General features: G+C 62.9%; 18 protein-coding genes. 8 read left to right on the forward strand and 10 right to left on the reverse strand.

The window, feature by feature from the left end; all coding sequences use genetic code 11:
• Window positions 1–8: 8 nt before the first annotated feature.
• A complete protein-coding gene (locus BLR71_RS10480) occupies window positions 9–1238 on the forward strand; it encodes a TraB/GumN family protein (RefSeq protein ID WP_092525852.1) in 1230 nt (409 codons plus the stop codon).
• Between the two features lie 482 nt (window positions 1239–1720).
• The gene (locus BLR71_RS10485) at window positions 1721–2875 is read left to right on the forward strand and encodes a GGDEF domain-containing protein (RefSeq protein ID WP_092525853.1); all 1155 of its coding nucleotides are present in this window, start codon (window positions 1721–1723) and stop codon (window positions 2873–2875) included.
• Window positions 2876–3014: 139 nt separating this feature from the next.
• Here the strand turns inward: BLR71_RS10485 and BLR71_RS10490 are convergent, their stop codons facing one another.
• The 5 genes from BLR71_RS10490 to BLR71_RS10510 all read right to left on the reverse strand — a co-directional run bounded on the left by BLR71_RS10490 (window position 3015) and on the right by BLR71_RS10510 (window position 8127).
• Window positions 3015–3989, reverse strand: coding sequence for a tRNA-uridine aminocarboxypropyltransferase (locus tag BLR71_RS10490; protein WP_245696418.1), 975 nt, complete (start codon window positions 3987–3989; stop codon window positions 3015–3017).
• Window positions 3990–4019: 30 nt separating this feature from the next.
• Complete coding sequence (locus BLR71_RS10495) at window positions 4020–4961, reverse strand: bile acid:sodium symporter family protein (RefSeq protein ID WP_092525854.1); 942 nt, start codon at window positions 4959–4961, stop codon at window positions 4020–4022.
• A 223-nt stretch (window positions 4962–5184) separates the two neighbouring features.
• The gene (locus BLR71_RS10500) at window positions 5185–6168 is read right to left on the reverse strand and encodes an MBL fold metallo-hydrolase (protein WP_217629324.1); all 984 of its coding nucleotides are present in this window, start codon (window positions 6166–6168) and stop codon (window positions 5185–5187) included.
• Window positions 6169–6299: 131 nt separating this feature from the next.
• Complete coding sequence (locus tag BLR71_RS10505) at window positions 6300–7064, reverse strand: SIR2 family NAD-dependent protein deacylase (RefSeq protein ID WP_092525855.1); 765 nt, start codon at window positions 7062–7064, stop codon at window positions 6300–6302.
• A 304-nt stretch (window positions 7065–7368) separates the two neighbouring features.
• A complete protein-coding gene (locus BLR71_RS10510) occupies window positions 7369–8127 on the reverse strand; it encodes a hypothetical protein (protein ID WP_092525856.1) in 759 nt (252 codons plus the stop codon).
• A 473-nt stretch (window positions 8128–8600) separates the two neighbouring features.
• Here BLR71_RS10510 and BLR71_RS10515 point away from each other — a divergent pair, with 473 nt between their 5' ends.
• The 3 genes from BLR71_RS10515 to BLR71_RS10525 are packed head-to-tail and all read left to right on the forward strand — an operon-like array spanning window position 8601 to window position 10502.
• Window positions 8601–9392, forward strand: a complete 792-nt coding sequence (locus BLR71_RS10515) for a pseudouridine synthase (protein WP_092525857.1) — start codon at window positions 8601–8603, stop codon at window positions 9390–9392.
• Complete coding sequence (tcdA, locus tag BLR71_RS10520; protein ID WP_092525858.1) at window positions 9389–10276, forward strand: tRNA cyclic N6-threonylcarbamoyladenosine(37) synthase TcdA; 888 nt, start codon at window positions 9389–9391, stop codon at window positions 10274–10276. The genes BLR71_RS10515 and tcdA overlap by 4 nt, the downstream gene beginning before the upstream one ends.
• Window positions 10266–10502, forward strand: coding sequence for a DUF1653 domain-containing protein (locus BLR71_RS10525; protein ID WP_092525859.1), 237 nt, complete (start codon window positions 10266–10268; stop codon window positions 10500–10502). The genes tcdA and BLR71_RS10525 overlap by 11 nt, the downstream gene beginning before the upstream one ends.
• A 132-nt stretch (window positions 10503–10634) precedes the next feature.
• On the opposite strand, the gene bfr is transcribed toward BLR71_RS10525, so the two are convergent.
• The 5 genes from bfr to lptF all read right to left on the reverse strand — a co-directional run bounded on the left by bfr (window position 10635) and on the right by lptF (window position 14353).
• Window positions 10635–11108 carry a bacterioferritin gene (bfr, locus tag BLR71_RS10530; RefSeq protein WP_092525860.1) on the reverse strand — a complete coding sequence of 158 codons (474 nt, stop codon included), beginning with the start codon at window positions 11106–11108 and terminating at the stop codon, window positions 10635–10637.
• A gap of 217 nt (window positions 11109–11325) precedes the next feature.
• Window positions 11326–11526, reverse strand: coding sequence for a bacterioferritin-associated ferredoxin (locus BLR71_RS10535; RefSeq protein ID WP_092525861.1), 201 nt, complete (start codon window positions 11524–11526; stop codon window positions 11326–11328).
• A gap of 186 nt (window positions 11527–11712) precedes the next feature.
• A complete protein-coding gene (locus BLR71_RS10540) occupies window positions 11713–12174 on the reverse strand; it encodes an RDD family protein (protein ID WP_092525862.1) in 462 nt (153 codons plus the stop codon).
• A gap of 35 nt (window positions 12175–12209) precedes the next feature.
• On the reverse strand, window positions 12210–13274 hold the full coding sequence (gene lptG / locus BLR71_RS10545) for an LPS export ABC transporter permease LptG (RefSeq protein ID WP_092525863.1): 1065 nt from the start codon (window positions 13272–13274) through the stop codon (window positions 12210–12212).
• On the reverse strand, window positions 13274–14353 hold the full coding sequence (gene lptF, locus BLR71_RS10550; RefSeq protein WP_092525864.1) for an LPS export ABC transporter permease LptF: 1080 nt from the start codon (window positions 14351–14353) through the stop codon (window positions 13274–13276). The genes lptG and lptF overlap by 1 nt, the downstream gene beginning before the upstream one ends.
• A gap of 210 nt (window positions 14354–14563) precedes the next feature.
• On the opposite strand from lptF, the gene BLR71_RS10555 reads away from it, so the two are divergent.
• The 3 genes from BLR71_RS10555 (at window position 14564) to BLR71_RS10565 (ending at window position 17945) form a co-directional block, all read left to right on the forward strand.
• Window positions 14564–16087, forward strand: a complete 1524-nt coding sequence (locus BLR71_RS10555) for a leucyl aminopeptidase (protein ID WP_092525865.1) — start codon at window positions 14564–14566, stop codon at window positions 16085–16087.
• Between the two features lie 141 nt (window positions 16088–16228).
• A complete protein-coding gene (locus BLR71_RS10560; protein WP_092525866.1) occupies window positions 16229–17329 on the forward strand; it encodes a branched-chain amino acid aminotransferase in 1101 nt (366 codons plus the stop codon).
• 163 nt (window positions 17330–17492) lie between these two features.
• Window positions 17493–17945, forward strand: coding sequence for a DNA polymerase III subunit chi (locus tag BLR71_RS10565; RefSeq protein WP_092525867.1), 453 nt, complete (start codon window positions 17493–17495; stop codon window positions 17943–17945).
• Window positions 17946–18071: the final 126 nt, after the last annotated feature.

An 18071-nucleotide genomic window follows, 5' to 3' on the forward strand; every position in this document is an offset into this window, starting at 1 on the left:
GAGCGTCCATGACCGAATCTCAGGACATCACCACTGCCGAGCCTCAGGCAACAGGCCAGGGCCCACGCCGGGTGATCGTACGCGGCGATACCCGCTACACCCTGCTTGGCACCGCCCATGTCTCCGCCGAAAGCGCCAACGAAGTCCGTGAGCTGATCCGCTCCGGCGAGTTCGACGCCGTGGCGATCGAGCTGTGCGCGTCGCGCCACCAGAGCCTGGTCGAGCCCGATGCCCTGGCCAATCAGGACCTGTTTCAGATCTTCCGCCAGGGCAAGGCCGGCATGGTCGCCGCCAGTCTGGCACTGGGTGCCTTCCAGCAGCGTGTCGCCGAGCAGTCGGGCATCGAGCCCGGCGCCGAGATGCGTGCGGCCCTGGAGGAAACCGACGCCGCCAGCCTGCCGCTGCTGTTGATCGACCGCGAGGTGGGGGTGACGCTCAAGCGCATCTACGCCAACGTGCCCTGGTGGCAGCGCTTCGGGCTGTTTTCGGGGCTGCTCGGCAGCGTGGTGTCGCGTCAGGAAGTCTCTGCCGCCGACATCGAACGCCTCAAGGAAGGCGACGTTCTGGAATCGACCTTCAACGAGTTCGCCGAACAGTCCGAGAGCCTCTATGCGCCGCTGATTCGTGAGCGCGACCGCTACATGGCGCTGCGTCTCGAAGAGCAGGCGCCTACGCATTACCGCAACGTGCTGGTGATCATCGGCGCCGGCCACCTCAAGGGCATGGCCGAGCACCTCGAAGGAGAGCTGCCGGCCGCTCCGCGGGCCGAGCGCGAGACTCTGGAACACACCCCGGCGCGCTCGAAAATCTGGAAGCTGCTGCCCTGGGCCATCACGCTGCTGGTGCTGACCGGCTTCGCGGTGGGCTTCTCCAAGGACACGGGGCTTGGCTGGCAGTTGGTCGGCGAGTGGTTCCTGATCAACGGCATTCTCTCCGGGCTGGGTGCCGCCATCGCGCTGGGCCACCCCGTCACGGTGATCGCCACCTTCTTTGCCGCCCCCTTGACCTCGCTCAACCCGACCATCGGCGCCGGCTTCGTCGCGGCCGGAGTCGAGCTCGCCATGCGCAAGCCCAAGGTGCGCGACTTCTCGAACCTGCGCCATGATGTCGCCAGCCCCAAAGGCTGGTGGAAGAACCGGGTTTCCCGCACCCTGCTGGTGTTCCTGCTCTCCACGCTTGGCTCCGCCGCCGGCACCTGGATCGCCGGTCTGCGCATCGCCGGGCAGCTCATGAGCTGATTCACACGGTTTGTCCTTTCCATAGCCCTTGTCTCACGGCTTCTTGCCGCAAGGGCTATTGCCGCCGCAACGGCTTCTGCCCCCCTTCGACGAGAATGCTACGCCTTGTTACAGCCGCCAGCCGAGACGCTGACCTTAGGCATTGCTAACCTCGAACCCCTCAGCATATCGACCGGCACTCGCTGTAATGTCTCGCGCCTGCCGCTTGGCATGCGTGTATTATCCTGTCGACACCCCCTAAATTGTTGCTTAATGTAATTTTTCAGCAAGCACCAGAATCTCTTGTTCCCCCTCAAGAAACCGCTTATATGCGACAACACCGCTCAAGCCCGCAGCCAATACGGCCGATACAATAACAAAAAGAAACACTGACGCCTCGAGAGCATCAGGCGATAGAAAACATGGAAGACAGGTTCCCCGAGGGCAGTTGTCATGCCAAGCATTTAACGCGATAGCTGCGCACCGCCATAAGGCCTGACGTGATGCCATACAAGCTCTATGAGCCTCAATACCGCTACTCTCTTCCGCGCTGGCGCTTCATGTACTGGCTGCTTTGCGACGGCGATCTACCCGAAAGCATCCAAAAGCGGTTACTGTCGGGCCCCAGTATCCAGTCCGCTGCCATGTGGTCGGGCACCCTCACCACCCTGGCGATGACAGGCATCGCCCTATACCGGGCCCCCGACCCGTGGTTTTGGCTCTGGTTCGTGGTAACCCTCGGGCTCTCGGGTTATCGCGCTTGGCTTCACTCCCGCGCCAAACACCAATGGCGCCACAAGAGTGGCGTTACGCCTACCGACCAGATCTATCTGGCCAGCCTACTGTGGAGCTTGTCGACCGGCCTGGGGACTGCGCTATGTCTGCTCAGTGGCGATGCCGTGCTACAGGTACTGGCTATCCCTGCCATGGTTGCCATGGCCACGGCCACGGCGAGCTTTTCTCATGGCACACCGCGCTATGCCGTGCTGCAGATCCTGCTGCTGGACCTACCGTTGAAGCTGGCCGTTCCCTTCCAGCCCGAGCCCTGGTTCTGGATATTCGTGGTGCAGGCCCCGTTCTTCTGGGGAGCCCTGTACCTGATGGTGCATGCACTCAACGACACCTCAACGCAGGCGCTACTCGGCGAATACCAAAGCCGCCGCATGGCACGCCTGGACCCACTGACCGAATTGCTGAATCGCGATGCTTGGTTTCGTGAGGCACTGGCGATTCGAAGTGCGGGCCGTGAAGCCCTCCCGGTCAGCCTGCTCTACGCAGACCTCGACGGTTTCAAGGGCATCAACGATACCCACGGACACCGAGCGGGCGATGACTTGCTGCGCTATATCGCCAATGAAATGAGGCACGCACTGCGCTATGAGGACATCCTGTCGCGCTGGGGCGGAGATGAATTCCTGATCCTGCTGCCAGGCGCCAACCCCGAGACCAGCCGCTTGATCGCTCAGCGGATGATCGATGCCATCGGCACGCTCCGCCCGCAATATCCGGACCTAGGGCTCAGCGTCGGTATCGTTCAATGCGACAACTGGCGCGGCACCGACCGAGAGCGACTCGAGGCGCTGATCGCACAGGCGGACCACGCCCTCTACCAAGCCAAACAGAACGGTAAGGGGTGTTTCCAGGAAATCAGCGCCTAGGTTTCGTACGAAAAGTCAGCGAGCGAAGGCAAGACAAGGCAAAAATTGGCGAAAAAGCGGAGTTTACGTGGTGTAAATGAGCATTTTGAGCCAATTTTTCACGCCGTATTGTCGAGCGCAGGTAGTTTTCGTACCAAGCCTAGGTACGACGTGCCAGCAGCCTCTCCATGGCCGGCGTCGGCCCAGGCAGGCGACTATGCCGCCGGCTGGCCCCGTAGCTGTCGTTGAAGGCGTCGAAGTAATCATCCAGCACCTGGCCCGCGTCGCCATCGCCGGCCTGACGCAGAAGCTCTGCGGCCACCTCTGCGGTGCATAGATGCGCCTTGGAGGCAGGCTTGCGCAGCCGATAGCGGGTCTCGCGTTCGGTGGCAAGCGGCAACACCGGCAAGCCGTCCAGGTAGGAGCTGCGGCGGAAGATGCGGCGCGCCTGGCGCCAGGTACCATCGAGGATGATGAACACCGGAATCCTGGCGCCATTGCCCACGGCGGGGTCTATGGCGTCGCGCACGGCCTGCATGCCCACCACCCGGTCGGCGTAGTCCGGCTGGTCGTCGGGAAAGATCACGAAGGGGGCGAAACGCTCATCGGCCAGCAGCTCGAGCAGTCGTTCGTCCGGTGCCGTGCGATACCAGGTGAAGACCTCGGTGCTCGGGAGCACGTCGGCAATCAGCCGCCCGGTGTTGGTCGGCTTCAGGTGCTCGAGCGGATGGGTAATCAACCAGAAGCGCGCCAGGCTCTCGGCTTCCACCCGATAGGGGCAGAGACAGTTCAGCGCCGGCAACCGGCAGGTATCACAGCGTGTCACGGTGCTGCCTCGCGCCTTGAACTCGCGCCGCGCTGGACGCGCCTGATCAGCAGCAGCCTCGGCAGAAGAGCCCTCAGCAGCCTCGGCAAAAGAGCCCTCAGCAGCCTCGGCAAAAGAGTCATCCGATGGCCCAGTATCGGGATCTTGATAAGGCTCGGTAGCGGGAGGGTGATAGAGCCCATCGACCGTATCGGCCTCGGGCATATCGTCGGAGGACGGGCCGGCGGTTTCGCCCGCCGGCTCGGTAGTGTCATTCATGGTGTAATCGGGCTCGAGCGTGGTCGCTGGGTAGGCCGCGCATTCTAGCATGCGCGGCCTACCATGACGCCGCCCCGCCTGTTACGACGCAGTAGCCGGCGTTGGCTGCCCCACCGGGCGGCGCTTCCAGTAGCCGGCCAGTATGGAGCCAGACACGTTGTGCCATACCGAGAACAGCGCGCCGGGAAGCGCCGCGCTTGCCGAGAAGAACTGGCTGGCCAGGGCCACCGCGAGGCCGGAATTCTGCATGCCCACCTCGATGGCCACGGTGCGGGCGATTCGCTCCTCGAAGCCCACCAGCCGCGCCAGACCATAGCCACCGGCCAGGCCGATGCCGTTGTGCAACACCACCGCCAGCGCTACCAGCGGCCCAAGCGTCAGCAGGCGGCCAGCGTTAAGCCCCACCACGATGGCGATGATCAAGACGATAGCGGCCATGGCAAGCGTCGCCAGCATGGGCTCGACCCGGCGGACCCGGTCGCCAAGCAGGTGGTGAACCACCACACCCAGGGCGATCGGGGCGATGACCAGCTGGGCGATGCTCATGAACATGCCCGCCACCGGCACGGCGATGCTCTCACCGACCAGCAGCCAGGTCAGCAGCGGCGTGGCCGCCACCGAGACCAGGGTGGAAGCCAGCGTCATCGACACCGACAGCGCCACATGGCCACCGGCCAACCAGGCCATCACGTTGGAGGCCGTGCCGCCGGCGGTAGCGCCGACCAACACCATGCCGGTAGTCAGGGCCGGGTCGAGGCCCAGCAGTTTCGAGACCAGAAGCGCTGCCAGCGGCATCAGCGTGAACTGCAGCACGATGCCCACTGCCACCGGCTTCGGCGCGCGCAACACGCCAAGAAAATCCTGGCGCGACAGGGTCAGACCCATGGCAAACATGATCAGGGCCAGCAGCAGCTTGATCTGGCCGGCAAGTCCGGTAAACCAGTCCGGCTGCCAGGCGGCGCACAAGGCAAAGAGGATCGCCCAGACGGGAAAGAGGCGATTGAGACGTTCGAAGGCGTGCATGAGGTGTCCTAAGCGTTGCGTGATGAGAAAAGCCAGGCAAATGCCCGGCCGTCAGGCCGTTAAGACGGCTCTTGATATCCCGGCCGAGATGCACTCTTCGGCATCGACAGCGAAGCGGGACGCCCATCATGCCGTATGCGCGCTAATGAATGAAGGCGCGCCCCGGCATTCGGGACGCGCCTTCATCGTGGGCCTTGGAAAATGGCCTCGCCTAGAGCACCGCTTACTCGCCAGCGGCAGCCGCCGGATCGTGGCTGTAATTCACCGGCAGCCACTCATAGCCCTCGCCGTCGGCACGCAAATGGCCGATGCCAGGGAAAGACAGATGCGCGCCGGCCACCCAGTCGCCTTCATCGGCGACGGTGGCGAATATCGCCTTGCGTTCCTCGCGGGCCTGATCGGGGGTACTGTCGAAATCGATGGTGACGTCCGGGTGCGGGAACTGCACCGCGGCGGCATGCATGGTGTCGCCCCACAGCACCAGGGTCTCGCCGTTGCTCTCGACGCGATAGGTGCTGTGCCCCGGCGTATGGCCCGGGTGTTCCTCGGCATAGATGCCCGGCGCGAGCTCGGTATCGCCCTCGAAGGCCTCGAAGGCGCCCGCTTCGATGTAGGGATTAATGGAGGCCATCGCGCCCTGGAAGAAGCCCTTCTGGCCTTCCGGTGCGGCTTCGAGCTGGGCCGGGTCGAGCCAGAAATCGACATCGTCCTGATCGGCATGCAGGGTCGCGTTGGGGAACATCCGCGACTCGCCATCCATCAGCCCACCCAGATGGTCCGGGTGCATATGGGTCAGGTAAATCTCATCGACCTGCTCGGGCCGGTAGCCGGCCGCTTCAAGGCTCGCCCCCAACTTGCCAAGCGACGGCCCGAACAGCGTGCCGGCCCCGGTGTCCACCAGCACCAGCTTGTCGCCGGTGTTGATCAGGTAGGCGTTGACCGAGGTTTCGACCGGCACATTCAGATAGGCGTCCTCGAATATTGCCTTGGCCTCATCGGCGGGCATATGCAGCAATTCGTGCATCGGCAAATTGACGGTGCCGTCGCTTAGCGCCGTGACCTCGAAATCGCCGAGCATCATGCGGTAGTAACCGGGATTGGGGCCATCGGCCATATCGCCTGCGGCGACGGCCGGCGCACTGGCGGCCAGCCCCAGCACGGTCGCGGTGGCCATCGGCAAGGTAGTGCGCGTTAGAAAAGCGGTCATGGCAATCTCCTGTTCGGGGTGTCGGTCGATGACGAACAACTTGGACATAAAGCTAGTGGACAAACAAATCTTGTACAAGGTGAAGCCGAAACCCTCTGCGCACGCCATAACGGCTAAAGGCCACGGCCCTTTCAGCCGTTATCGCTGCTCGGTGCGAGCCCAGTGGCGAGCAGGTGGTCGGGGACCTCTAGCCGGCCGGTAGCCTTCCAATGCTCAACCAACCGCGGCACGCCCTCCCCGGCCGGCAAGGCTAGACGGCCGACACCGGGCGGCGCCAGTTGGTGAGCGTCGGGGTCGATGACGACCGCATCGGCGTCCAGGGGTACCTGTTCGAGCAGCAGTGCCGCCGGCATCACCGCAAGCGAGGTGCCCACCACCAGCAACAGGTCCGCCTCGGCGACGATGTCACAGGCGTCTGCGTAGCGCGGCACCGACTCACCGAACCAGACCACGTCCGGGCGTAGCTGGCTGCCCTTGTCGCATAGATCACCCATGCGAATGCCGCCTTGGCGCAGCGGATAGCGCAGCCGCTCATCCACCGAGGAGCGCGCCATCAGGATCTCGCCGTGCAGGTGCAGCACATCGGAAGAACCGGCCCGCTCATGCAGGTCGTCGATGTTCTGGGTGACGATGCTGACCCGAATGCCAGCCTTTTCCAGCTCGGCTAGCGCCCGATGGGCGGCGTTGGGCTCGGCGCGGCGCACCTGCTCGCGGCGCTCGTTATAGAAGCGCAGCACCCGTTCCGGGTCGCGGGCGAAGCCCTCGGGCGTGGCCACCGCCTCGATGGGATGCTCCTCCCAGAGGCCATCGGTTGCCCGAAAGGTACGAATGCCGCTCTCCGCGCTCATGCCCGCGCCGGTCAGCACCACCAGATGCGGCGCACCTTGTTCTTCCATTCACCACCTCTAGTCGCTCGGCCTCCAATTCCTCACTTTGGAGAAACTCGCAACCGACTGTGCATATGTTTGTCTGTCGCTGACGCTATCACTCCCGCCCCAGCACGGCCAGACAGCGCACTGCCGGTGGTGAATCGCTTGGCAGGCCAAACGGCCTGAGTTATTTACCAAGCGGGTGGTCAATCACACGGGACCCGACAGCTAAGAGCCTTTCACCGGCTTCTGTCATAACGCCAGCCAACATGCGCGGCTACAAAATGGAGGCGAAGCCGCAATGTAGTAGGCGTCGCCGTGATTGGCCTTGTTAATTGCGCATACTCTCAATTTTGGCCCGTTGCTTCTCTAAACGCTGCCTCTTAAAATTTTCTGTTCGCAGCCTTAGAAAGGCTTCAGGATTGAGCTTACAGTGATAATGATGATGCTCTTTTTCGAGCCGCTCTTTATCTTCAGCTAACTCTCTTTCGGATTTCTTCTTCCGTCCCCAAAGTTTCAATCCTTTTTGGAAGGCAACGTACCAACTATAAGCCAGAGCTAATAACGAAACAACAGGATTAGACCAACCAAAAAACGCGATGAGAGCAGGAATCATGCAAGCCCAAAGAGTCAAAACGATCAAAAAAACCTTTCTTCCTTTGGCCTCAATTTTTTGCTCGGCCACAACATCTTCATAGGTTTTATATTTTAGCCCAGCGTATACTTCGGATAAGTAATCTTTTGAGAGATCAAACTCTGGCTCTTCGGACTCAGGGTACTTATCCCAGTAAGTAACGACTTTTCCAGATTTCACATACCCTAACAAATAATTGTGACCAATCTTGTCCTTAGTATTCCAGTTTTCATCGGTCATGTTCGAGACCATCAGCATGATTGGCGTATGATATTTTAATGCCCAATACGCCAACTCAGATTCAGCGATATTTTTGATATCATCTGCAACCTTAGAGTCGTATACATTCAGCTTTAGTATTGCGAACTCATGCCCTGTAAAAACAGGGCTATACTTAACATAATAGCCATCTCTTTTTTCTTCTAGGTCTTCGTATCGAATCCAAGGCTCAATCATCTAAATTTAACTTCTCGTGTACAATTAACAGTGATTATACGGCGCGCTCGTTTATTGACTTGAACGAGCGCGCGCGTTCAATATTCTTACACCGCGCCACCAACCCATTGATTTTTATATAAATATCCGACGACATGGCTATATAGCACCAATAAACATGCCTGCTGGATTTGCTAGCACGGCTAGTGTCGGCGAGCAAGGTGATGCAATGCGCGGAGGAAGCCGTTGTCATGTGGGTATCCCTGCATAATATGTGGGGTGTTATTTGATGTTCAGCCTAACACCGAGGCATGAATTTCTCCTGCGCTGGGTCAACGCTAGGTATGATTCCTTGGTCGCGTATCGGCGATGGATAACGGCATAGGGATGCGTGCAAGCGGTCGAGCCTTACTCCCCGTCAGAAACCGCCCGACGGATGACATCCCCACGCCAAGCGGCGACAATGGGCGCCCTTTTTCGACCGTAGTCGTTTCATGTCCACACCGCTTCCTATCCTCTATCAGGACGATGCCCTGGTCGTTATCGCCAAGCCTTCGGGGCTCTTGGTGCATCGCACGGCGCTTGCTCGTGGCGAGACGCGCTTCGCGCTGCAGATGCTGCGCGACCAGTTGGGTCGCCACGTCTATCCGGTGCACCGCCTCGACCGGCCGACCTCCGGGGTGCTGGTGTTTGCGCTTTCTTCGGAAATTGCTCGCCCCCTCGGCGAGGCCTTCGCCGAACAGCGGATCAGCAAGCGCTACCTGGCGGTGGTACGCGGCCAGGGGCCGGAGGCCGAATGCATCGACTATGCGCTGCGCGAGGAAGATGGCCGCCGTCCCAAGGCGGAAATGCCGGCGATGGAGGCGGCCACCGAGGTGCGGCGCCTGGACAGCGTCGAGCTGCCGGTTCAGGTCGACCGTTACCCCAGCGCTCGCTATTCGCTGATGGAGGCGCGGCCGCTGACCGGGCGCCGCCACCAGATCCGTCGCCACCTGTCGCGGCGCGGCTATCCGATCATCGGCGATGCCAGGCACGGCAAGGGCAACCATAACCGCTTCTTCAGCGAGAACCTGGACACCCACCGGCTCTTGTTGGCGGCGGTGGAGCTGAGCTTCGATCATCCCGTGCTCGGCGAGCGCCTGACCGTGAGCGCCGGCCTGGAGGACGACATGACGCAGCTATTCGAACGCTTCGGCTGGGGCGCACACCTGCCCCGCCATGGCCACCGCTTCGACAAGGCCGATACCGTAACGTCAACGACTCAAGCAGCGATGCCGACGCCATGACCGACACCGACCCGACTCTTGCTGATGCCGACTACGACTTCCGCTTCGGCGGCATTCGGCGCCTCTATGGCCAGCGCGCCGCCGCCCACTTCCGCCACGCCCATGTGGTGGTGGTCGGCGTCGGTGGCGTGGGTAGCTGGACGGTGGAAGCCCTGGCCCGCTCGGGCATCGGCAAGCTGACGCTGATCGATCTCGACGATGTCTGCGTGTCCAACGTCAACCGCCAGCTACATGCGCTGGACGGCACTATCGGCCGGCCCAAGGTCGAGGTGCTGGCCGAGCGCTGCCGGGCGATCTCGCCGGGTATCGAGGTGGTCGCCGACACGGCCTTTGTCACCCCGACCAACCTGGCCGAGCGCATTCCCGCCGACGCCGATCATGTGGTCGATGCCATCGACAGCGTGATCGCCAAAGCGGCGCTGATCGCCTGGTGCAAGCGGCGCAAGTTGGGCCTGACCGTGACCGGTGCCGCCGGCGGTCAGCTAGACCCGACCCGCATCCGCATCGCCGATTTGACCCGTACCGAGCATGACCCGCTGCTTGCCAAGGTGCGCGCCCGGCTGCGCCGCGACTACGGTTTCTCGCGCAATCCCAAGCGTCGCTTCAGCGTCGAGTGCGTGTATTCCGACGAACAGCTGGTCTATCCCGGCGCCGACGGCGAGGTCTGCCACACCAAGCCATCCGACGGCGAGAGCACCCGCCTGGATTGTGCCAGCGGCTTCGGCGCGGCCACCTTCGTGACCGGCGCCTTCGGCTTTGCCGCTGCTGCCCGGGTGATGGAGCGGCTGGCACGCCAGGCCAAGCGTGACGCAGAAAGCCCCTCAGCAGGCACCACGAGCACAGACCCAGCCACAACCATTGAGGAGCCCTCCGATGATCGCTAATGAACCCCCACGCCCGGTACCGGGCATCTATGTCCACTACAAGGGCGCTCGCTACGAGGTGATGGGCGTGGCCCAGCACAGCGAGAGCGAGGAAGCGCTGGTGGTCTATCGGGCGCTCTACGGCGATTACGGCCTGTGGGTCCGCCCGCTCGGCATGTTTTGCGAGAGCGTCGAGGTGCAGGGCGAGCCGGTTCCGCGCTTCGCGCTGGAGAAGGCCTTCGACTGACAGCGGCCCGAACTGCCGGCCGTTTTCCTACTCAAAGAGCCAAACGCAAAGCACCATACACAAGCACCAAACGCAAAGAAGGCGCCCCGCGGGGCGCCTTCTTTGTTTCAGCCAGCCGTCTAGCAGTTAGCTTCAGGCCGTATGCATCTGCTTCTGCAGGTAGTTCTGGATGCCTACCGCGTCGATCAGACCGAGCTCGGTCTCGAGGTGATCGATGTGCTCCTCCTCGTCGTCGAGGATCTTCTGGAACAGATCGCGGCTGGTGTAATCACGCACCTGCTCGCAATGGGCGATGGCGTCCTTGAGATCGGCATGGGCCTTGTGCTCGAGCTTGAGATCGCATTCGAGCATTTCGCGGGTGTTCTCGCCGATCATCAGCTTGCCGTAGTCCTGCAGGTTGGGCAGGCCCTCGAGGAAGAGGATGCGCTCGATGAGGGTATCGGCGTGCTTCATCTCCTCGATGGATTCTTCGTATTCCCATTTGCCCAGCGCCGCTAGCCCCCAGTCCTGATACATCTTGGCATGCAGGTAATACTGGTTGATGGCGACCAGCTCGTTGCCGAGCACGGTGTTGAGATACTGGATGACCTTGGCATCACCTTTCATTGCCACTCTCCCGAAGTCGAGTTCGCCAAGGGCCGGCGAACGCTGAAACATTGGGACAGCCTTGGCTGGCCCGTAAAGGGGGAAGTATCCATTAGAAAATGGAAAAAGTCGAATCAGGACAAGATGTTAAAGGGGAACGGCTGACAACTGAGAAGGCGATGCGAACGCGGGCGAAAGCGTTTAACAGCAAGGGGTTACCGGGCAGCGCTAAACGTTACTAGACCGCGTAGGCCAGATCGGGCGACAGCATTTCCTCGGTGATGGCTTCACGCATGACCGTCTTGCCCATGCAGGCGCATTTGCCGCATTGAGACGCGCATTCGGTGCGCTCACGCACTTCACGCCAGCTGCGGGCGCCATCGCTGACGGCCTCGCGGATCATCCGATCAGATACGCCCTTGCAAAGACATACGTACATCACATCACCTCACTATCGGCCCTGAGGTGAATGTAAATGATTCGCATGGGGAATTGCAACACATTGCCAGCGAGAAAAATCGATGGCCCGCTCGGAGGCCCTCCACAAGGCCATTCAAGCGTCTGCTAATAAGATTGCGGGGCTGCTTGCAGGGCTGGTGCTTGCCCGGTTTATTGCTTGCCCGGTTTATTGCTTGCCGGGCTTATTCTTAACGGGCTTGGGCACCACCACTACCCGCGAGCCCGAGGCGATATCGGACCAGCCGCGCCGTTCGCCGTCGATCAGCACCCACCAGTACCCCAGGCCCAGCGCCGCAAAGGATAGGCCCGCGATCAGAAAGCGCATCAAGCACTGGGGCAGCGTCAGCGAGAGGCCTTCCGGCGTCTCGACGCGCAGCCGCCAGGCCTGCATGCCGAGCGTCATGCCGCCGCGCATCCAGAAGAAGGCGAAGAAGGCGAAGGTGGCCACGAACAGTACGCTGTGGAACAGCGGCGAGGTGTTGGCTTCGCCGCCGTTAAGGGCCACGGCCACGAAGCCCAGCAGCATCCAGACCGCCATCAGGATCAGCGCATCATAGATCATGGCGCCGAGCCGGCGGCCAAGGCCCGCAGGCCAGGTCTGGTCCAGATCGGCAAAGCGTTTGCGCATGAACCCTCCTGCAACGGGCCTGACGGATGGGGGGGCTAGCCGCTACGCCTTAGCATGTAGAGGCCCAGCCCCGCACAGATCAGCGTCGGCCCCAGCACCGCCCAGACCGGCGAGAAACCGAACACAGTGGAGGCCGGCGCCAGCAGGTCCTGCAAGTACTTGAAGGAGAGCCCGGTGATGACGCCGTAGAACACGCGGGTGCCCGCGGCCACCGTTCGCAAGGGGCCGAACACGAACGACGCGGCGACGAGCACCAGTGAGCCCAGCGTCAGCGGCAGCAGGAGCTTCTGCCAGAAGTACAGCAGCGGCTGCGTGGCCTGCTGCCCCTGGCTCTCGAGATAGCGAGCGTAGGCCCACAGTTCGCTGGGCGCCTGGCTATTGATATCGCGCAGCAGGCGGTTGAGCTGCTCGGGCGTCAGGTCGGTCTGCCACTGCTGACGGTCGTGGCGCTCGACCTCGGTCCGGTCTTCGAAGAAGCGGGTGATATCGACATTTTTGAGCACCCAATGATCCTCTTCCCAGGCGGCCTGGGCGGCATGGGTCGCCGAGACGAGCTCGCGGTTGTCGAAGCGGTAGCGCGTCAGGTCGAGCACGGTGTCATCGGAGCGGATAGCGCCAAAGCGATAGACGCTGTCGCCCTCTCGCTGCCAGCCTCCCCGCTCGGTGATCACGGCGCCCTTGCCCTGCGACTGCTCGAGGCGCCAGGCATTGGCGAACTGCTCGGTGCGTGGGCTGACGAATTCGGCGATCACCAACAGGATCACCACGATCAGGATCACCGGCTTCATCACCCCCCACAGAATGCGGGTCAGCGAGCGCCCAGAAGCGCGCATCACGGTCAGCTCATTGCTGGTAGCCATGCTGCCAAGGCCGATCAGCGAGCCGATCAGCACCCCGACCGGGGCATACTGATAGAAGCGGTGAGGCAAGCGCATGAGCAGGTAGATCAGCACGTCGAACGCGCTATATCCGCCTTCGACGTCACCCAGGTCATTGATGTAGGTGATGACCAGGTCCAGGCCCAGCAGCACCACCTGCACCACGAAAATCGCCGCCAGCACATTGCGGGCAATATAGCGGTCGAGACGATCGATCAGCATCAGTTTACCCCCGCCCGCCGCGAACGGCGCAGCAACCACAGGCCAAGGACCAGGAATGTCAGGTGAATCGGCCACATGCCCACGGCCACCGGCAGGTTACCCTGGGCGATGGCATCCTTGGCGGTGAGCAGCAGGCTCAGGTAGGCGATATGCAGGAAGATGGCCGGCAGCAGCTTGCCGAAGCGGCCCTGGCGCGGGTTGACCTTGGACAGCGGCTGGGCGATCAGGGTCAGTACCAGCACCATCAGCGGCATCGATACCCGCCACTGCAGCTGCGCCATGGCCGGCGGCGTGCCGCGCTCGAGTAGCTCGGGCGTGCTGGCGAGCTCGGGGTCGTCATCGGCGCGCGGGGCTCGGTCCGACGACAGGCGCACCGCGTAGGTCTCGAAGGCCAGCCGCTCGGCCACCGGGTTGCCGGGGTCAACGCTGTAGCGCAGGCCGTCAGTCAGCACCAAAAAGCGGCTGTCGGTTTCCTCGTCGCGGGTCTGGTAACCCTCGGCCGCTCGCGTCACCACATTGCTGGGTGTGCCGTCAGTGCGCTGCTGACGCTCGCTGATGAACACTTCCTGCATGCGGGTCTGGTCATCGTTGAACGACTCAGTGTAGGCGGTACGGCCATTGCCGAAGTCCTGAAAACGCCCAGGTGCCAGGGCGCCGAAATCGATCCGGCTCTTCTGGTCTTCGATCAGCGTCTCGTTGTGGTCGGCGCCGTTCGGGGTCAGCCAGAGGCTGCACACCCCCACCATCACCGCCACCAGAACCGCCGGTAGCAGGCTGATCGTCAGCAGCCGGTTGGGGCTCATGCCGCAGGCCACCAGTACGGTGATTTCGCTGTTGAGATAGAGCTGCCCGTAGGCCAGCAATATGCCCAGGAAGAAGGCCAGCGGCAGGATCAGCTCCAGGAATCCCGGCAGGTGATACATCATCAGGGTGCCGAGAATACTGGCCGGAATATCGCCGTCGGCGGCACTGGTAAAGTAGCGAATGAAGCGACTGCCCATGATCACTAATAGCAGCACCCCGGCCACGGCGGCCATGGTCTGCAGGATCTCGCGGGTCAGGTAACGAAAAATGATCAAGACGGTCTCCCGTGTCTCCCGGCAGGCCGCATCGACTGGCGACACTTGCCCTGTGCTGGTGCCGGCTTCCCGTTCAGCGTGGCAGGGTGGTCTGGTGTCGCGCCCCATGCAATGCGCCACTGCATTGCGTACACTGGGATATCGGCCACGGCACACCCTGTCGTGCCGGCATTATCCAGAATCCCCCTTCGCTTGTCTTGTGGAGACGCCATGGAATTCCCTGTTCAGACGGCCAACCCGGCCAAGGTCGAAACGGCCTGCCTCGCCCTTCCGGTGTTCAAGGACGGCGACCTGCTACCGGCGGCCGCCAAGCTCAACGATGCCAGCGAGCGCCTGATCGGCCAGTTGATCGAGCGCGGCGACTTCAGCGCCGACCTCGGTAAGGTGCAGATGATTCCCTTCGCTCCCGGCCTCAATGCCGACCGGCTGCTGCTGGTAGGCCTCGGTGAGCGCGACAAGTGCAACGAAGGCAGCTTCCGCAAGGCGCTGGACGCCACCTTTGCGGCCCTGTCCGAGCTGCCGGCCAGCGAGGCCAGTGTCGCACTGACCGACGTGCCGGTGCCGGATCGCGATACCCAGTGGAAGGCGCGCATGATCAGCGAAGCCGCCACCCGCAGCATCTACCGCTTCACCGAGTTCAAGTCTACCCCCGCCCCGGCACCGCGCCTCGAGCAGGTGACCCTGCTGGTCAGCGAGAGCGATCACGCAGACAAGGCCAAGGAAGGCGCCCGTGTCGGCGCCGCCATCGGCGAAGGCATGAACTATACCCGTACCCTGGGCAACCTTCCGGGCAACATCTGCACGCCGCGCTATCTCGCCGGCCAGGCCGAGCAGCTGGCCGCGGAGTCCAAGGGCGCGCTTACCGCCGAGATTCTCGACGAAGAGGCCCTGGAAGCGCTGGGCGCTCATTCGCTGCTCTCCGTGGGTCACGGTAGCGAAGAGCCCTCACGGCTGATCGTGATGAAGTACCAGGGCGCCGACGACCCGGACGAGGCCCCGCACGTGCTGGTCGGCAAGGGCATCACCTTCGATTCCGGCGGCATCTCGCTGAAGCCCGGTGCCGGCATGGACGAGATGAAGTTCGACATGTGCGGCGCGGCCAGTGTGTTCGGCACCGTCAAGTCGACGCTCGCCATCAAGCCCAAGATCAACCTGGTGGCGATCGTCGCCTCCGCCGAGAACATGCCCGATGGCCGCGCCACCAAGCCCGGCGACATCATCAAGACCCTCAAGGGTCTGACGGTCGAGGTGCTCAACACCGACGCCGAGGGCCGCCTGGTGCTGTGCGACGCCCTGACCTACGCCGAGCGCTTCGAACCGGCCAGCGTGCTCGATATCGCCACCCTGACCGGCGCCGTCATCATCGGGCTTGGCCACCACGCCACCGGCCTGATGTCCAACGACGACGATCTGGCGCTCGATATACTGGATGCCGGCGAGACCGCCTGGGACCGCGCCTGGCACCTGCCGCTGTGGGACGAGTATCAGGAACAGCTCGATTCCAACTTCGCCGACCTGGCCAATATCGGCGGCCGCCCGGCAGGCACCATCACTGCCGGCTGCTTCCTGTCACGCTTCACGGACAAGTATCCTTGGGCGCACCTGGACATCGCCGGCACCGCCTGGGACTCCGGCAAGCAGAAAGGCGCCAGCGGCCGCCCGGTGGGCCTGCTGACCCAATACCTGCTCGACCGCGAGACCGAACTGATCGAGGCCATGGCCAGCAACGACTGAGGCTTCGCATCGCCCTAGCGGCGTGCTAGCGTTTAGGTATGGCGGGCCGGGATCTCCCGGCCCGCTGCCTTATACGATGCAACCCCTTTCCTCGAATACGATCAGGCCCCGCGTGCCTACTGCTGCTATGGAGACCCTCCTGTGACCCCTTCAGGCTTCGACGTTCGGCCGACTGCCCACCCCACGGCCCCTCAGATCCGCGACACCATCCTCGAGAGCCCAGGGTTCGGTCAGTACTTCTCCGACCACATGGCCCACGTACGCTGGACGGAAAGCGCCGGCTGGCACGGCAAGGAAGTGCGCCCCTACGGCCCGCTGACCCTGGACCCGGCCGCTGCCGTGCTGCACTACGCCCAGGAAATTTTCGAAGGCATCAAGGCCTACCGCCATGCCGACGGCTCGGTGTGGACCTTCCGTCCGGAAAAGAACGCCGAACGCTTCCGTCGCAGCGCGCGTCGCCTGGCCCTGCCGGAGCTCGACGACGAGACCTTCATCGGCTCGCTGAAGGCCCTGCTCGAGCAGGATAGCGACTGGGTGCCGACGCCGGCCCATGAAGGCGAGGAATCGAGCCTCTACCTGCGGCCCTTCATGATTGCCAGCGAAAGCTTCCTCGGCGTGCGTCCGTCCAAGGAGGTCGACTACTACGTGATCGCCTCCCCGGCGGCTGCCTATTTCAAGGGCGGCGTGGCGCCGGTATCGATCTGGCTGTCCTCGCACTACAAGCGCGCCGCTCCCGGCGGCACCGGCTTTGCCAAGTGCGGTGGTAACTACGCCGCCTCGCTGGCCGCTCAGAAGGAAGCCGCCAGCCATGATTGCAGCCAGGTCGCCTTCCTGGATGCCATCGAGAACAAGTGGATCGAAGAGCTCGGCGGCATGAACCTGTTCTTCGTTTACAAGGACGGTCGCATCGTCACGCCGCGCCTCACCGATACTATCCTCGAGGGCGTGACCCGCGGCTCCATTCTCGAGATGGCCGCCGAAGAGGGTCTGACCCCGGAAGAGCGCGCTATCAGCATCGACGAATGGCGCGAGGGCGCGGCGTCCGGCGAGATCACCGAGGTGTTCGCCTGCGGTACCGCCGCTGTCATTACGCCGGTGGGTGAGCTGGTCACCGAGGACGGCAGCATCCGTCTGGCCGGTGATAACGGCAACCCGATCGCCAAGCGCCTGCGCAGCCAGCTGCTCGACCTGCAGTACGGTCGTCGCGAGGATACCCGCGGCTGGATGACCCGCCTGGCTTGATCACTTCCTTCCAGGCCCAGGCAATGAGGCGCCGCTGGCAAGACGAAGCGAGGGTCCTTTGCCATGGATGGCAAAGGTAGCGTCCAGGGATGGATTCACCGCGCCCTCGCGAAGGCTTGCCACCGGATGCCCTCATCTCACCGACAGGCCGGCCCGAGATCCCATGACCCAGATCGATTTCTACATTCTCCCCGATACCACCCTCGACGCCCGGCTCGGCTTCGCCTGTCGGCTCGCCGAGACCATTCATCGCAAGGGCTTCCGGCTGCACCTGCACGCCGAGGACGAAGCCATGGCCAAGCTCATCGACGAGCGGCTGTGGACCTTCAAGCCCGAGAGCTACCTGCCCCATGCAGTGGTCGGCAGCGAGATGGCGGCCACGGTGCCGGTGACCATCGGCTGGCAGGGCCCGCCGGACCCGGCGCGGGAAATGGACCCCGACATGGCGATGCTCAATCTGCACCCGGAGATCCCGGAGTGGTTCTCGCGCTTCTCCCGGGTCGCCGAGATCATCAACCAGCATCAGGACGTGCTGACCGCCAAGCGCGAGTGCTGGCGCATTTACAAGCAGCGCGGCTATCCGGTGACGCCTCACCACCTGCCCGCCCAGGGCTGAGCGCGCTCCGAGCACCGCCACCTCGCTCGCCCCTTCCCCGCCCGCGGTGCGCCCAGCGGTCATGACGCGCGCGCCCCGGCAGGCTATAATCGGGCCCATTTTTCGCGCTTTCCACGCCGATCGAAC

The sequence above is a fragment of the Onishia taeanensis genome, assembly GCF_900100755.1.
GTDB classification, from domain to species: Bacteria; Pseudomonadota; Gammaproteobacteria; order Pseudomonadales; family Halomonadaceae; genus Onishia; species Onishia taeanensis.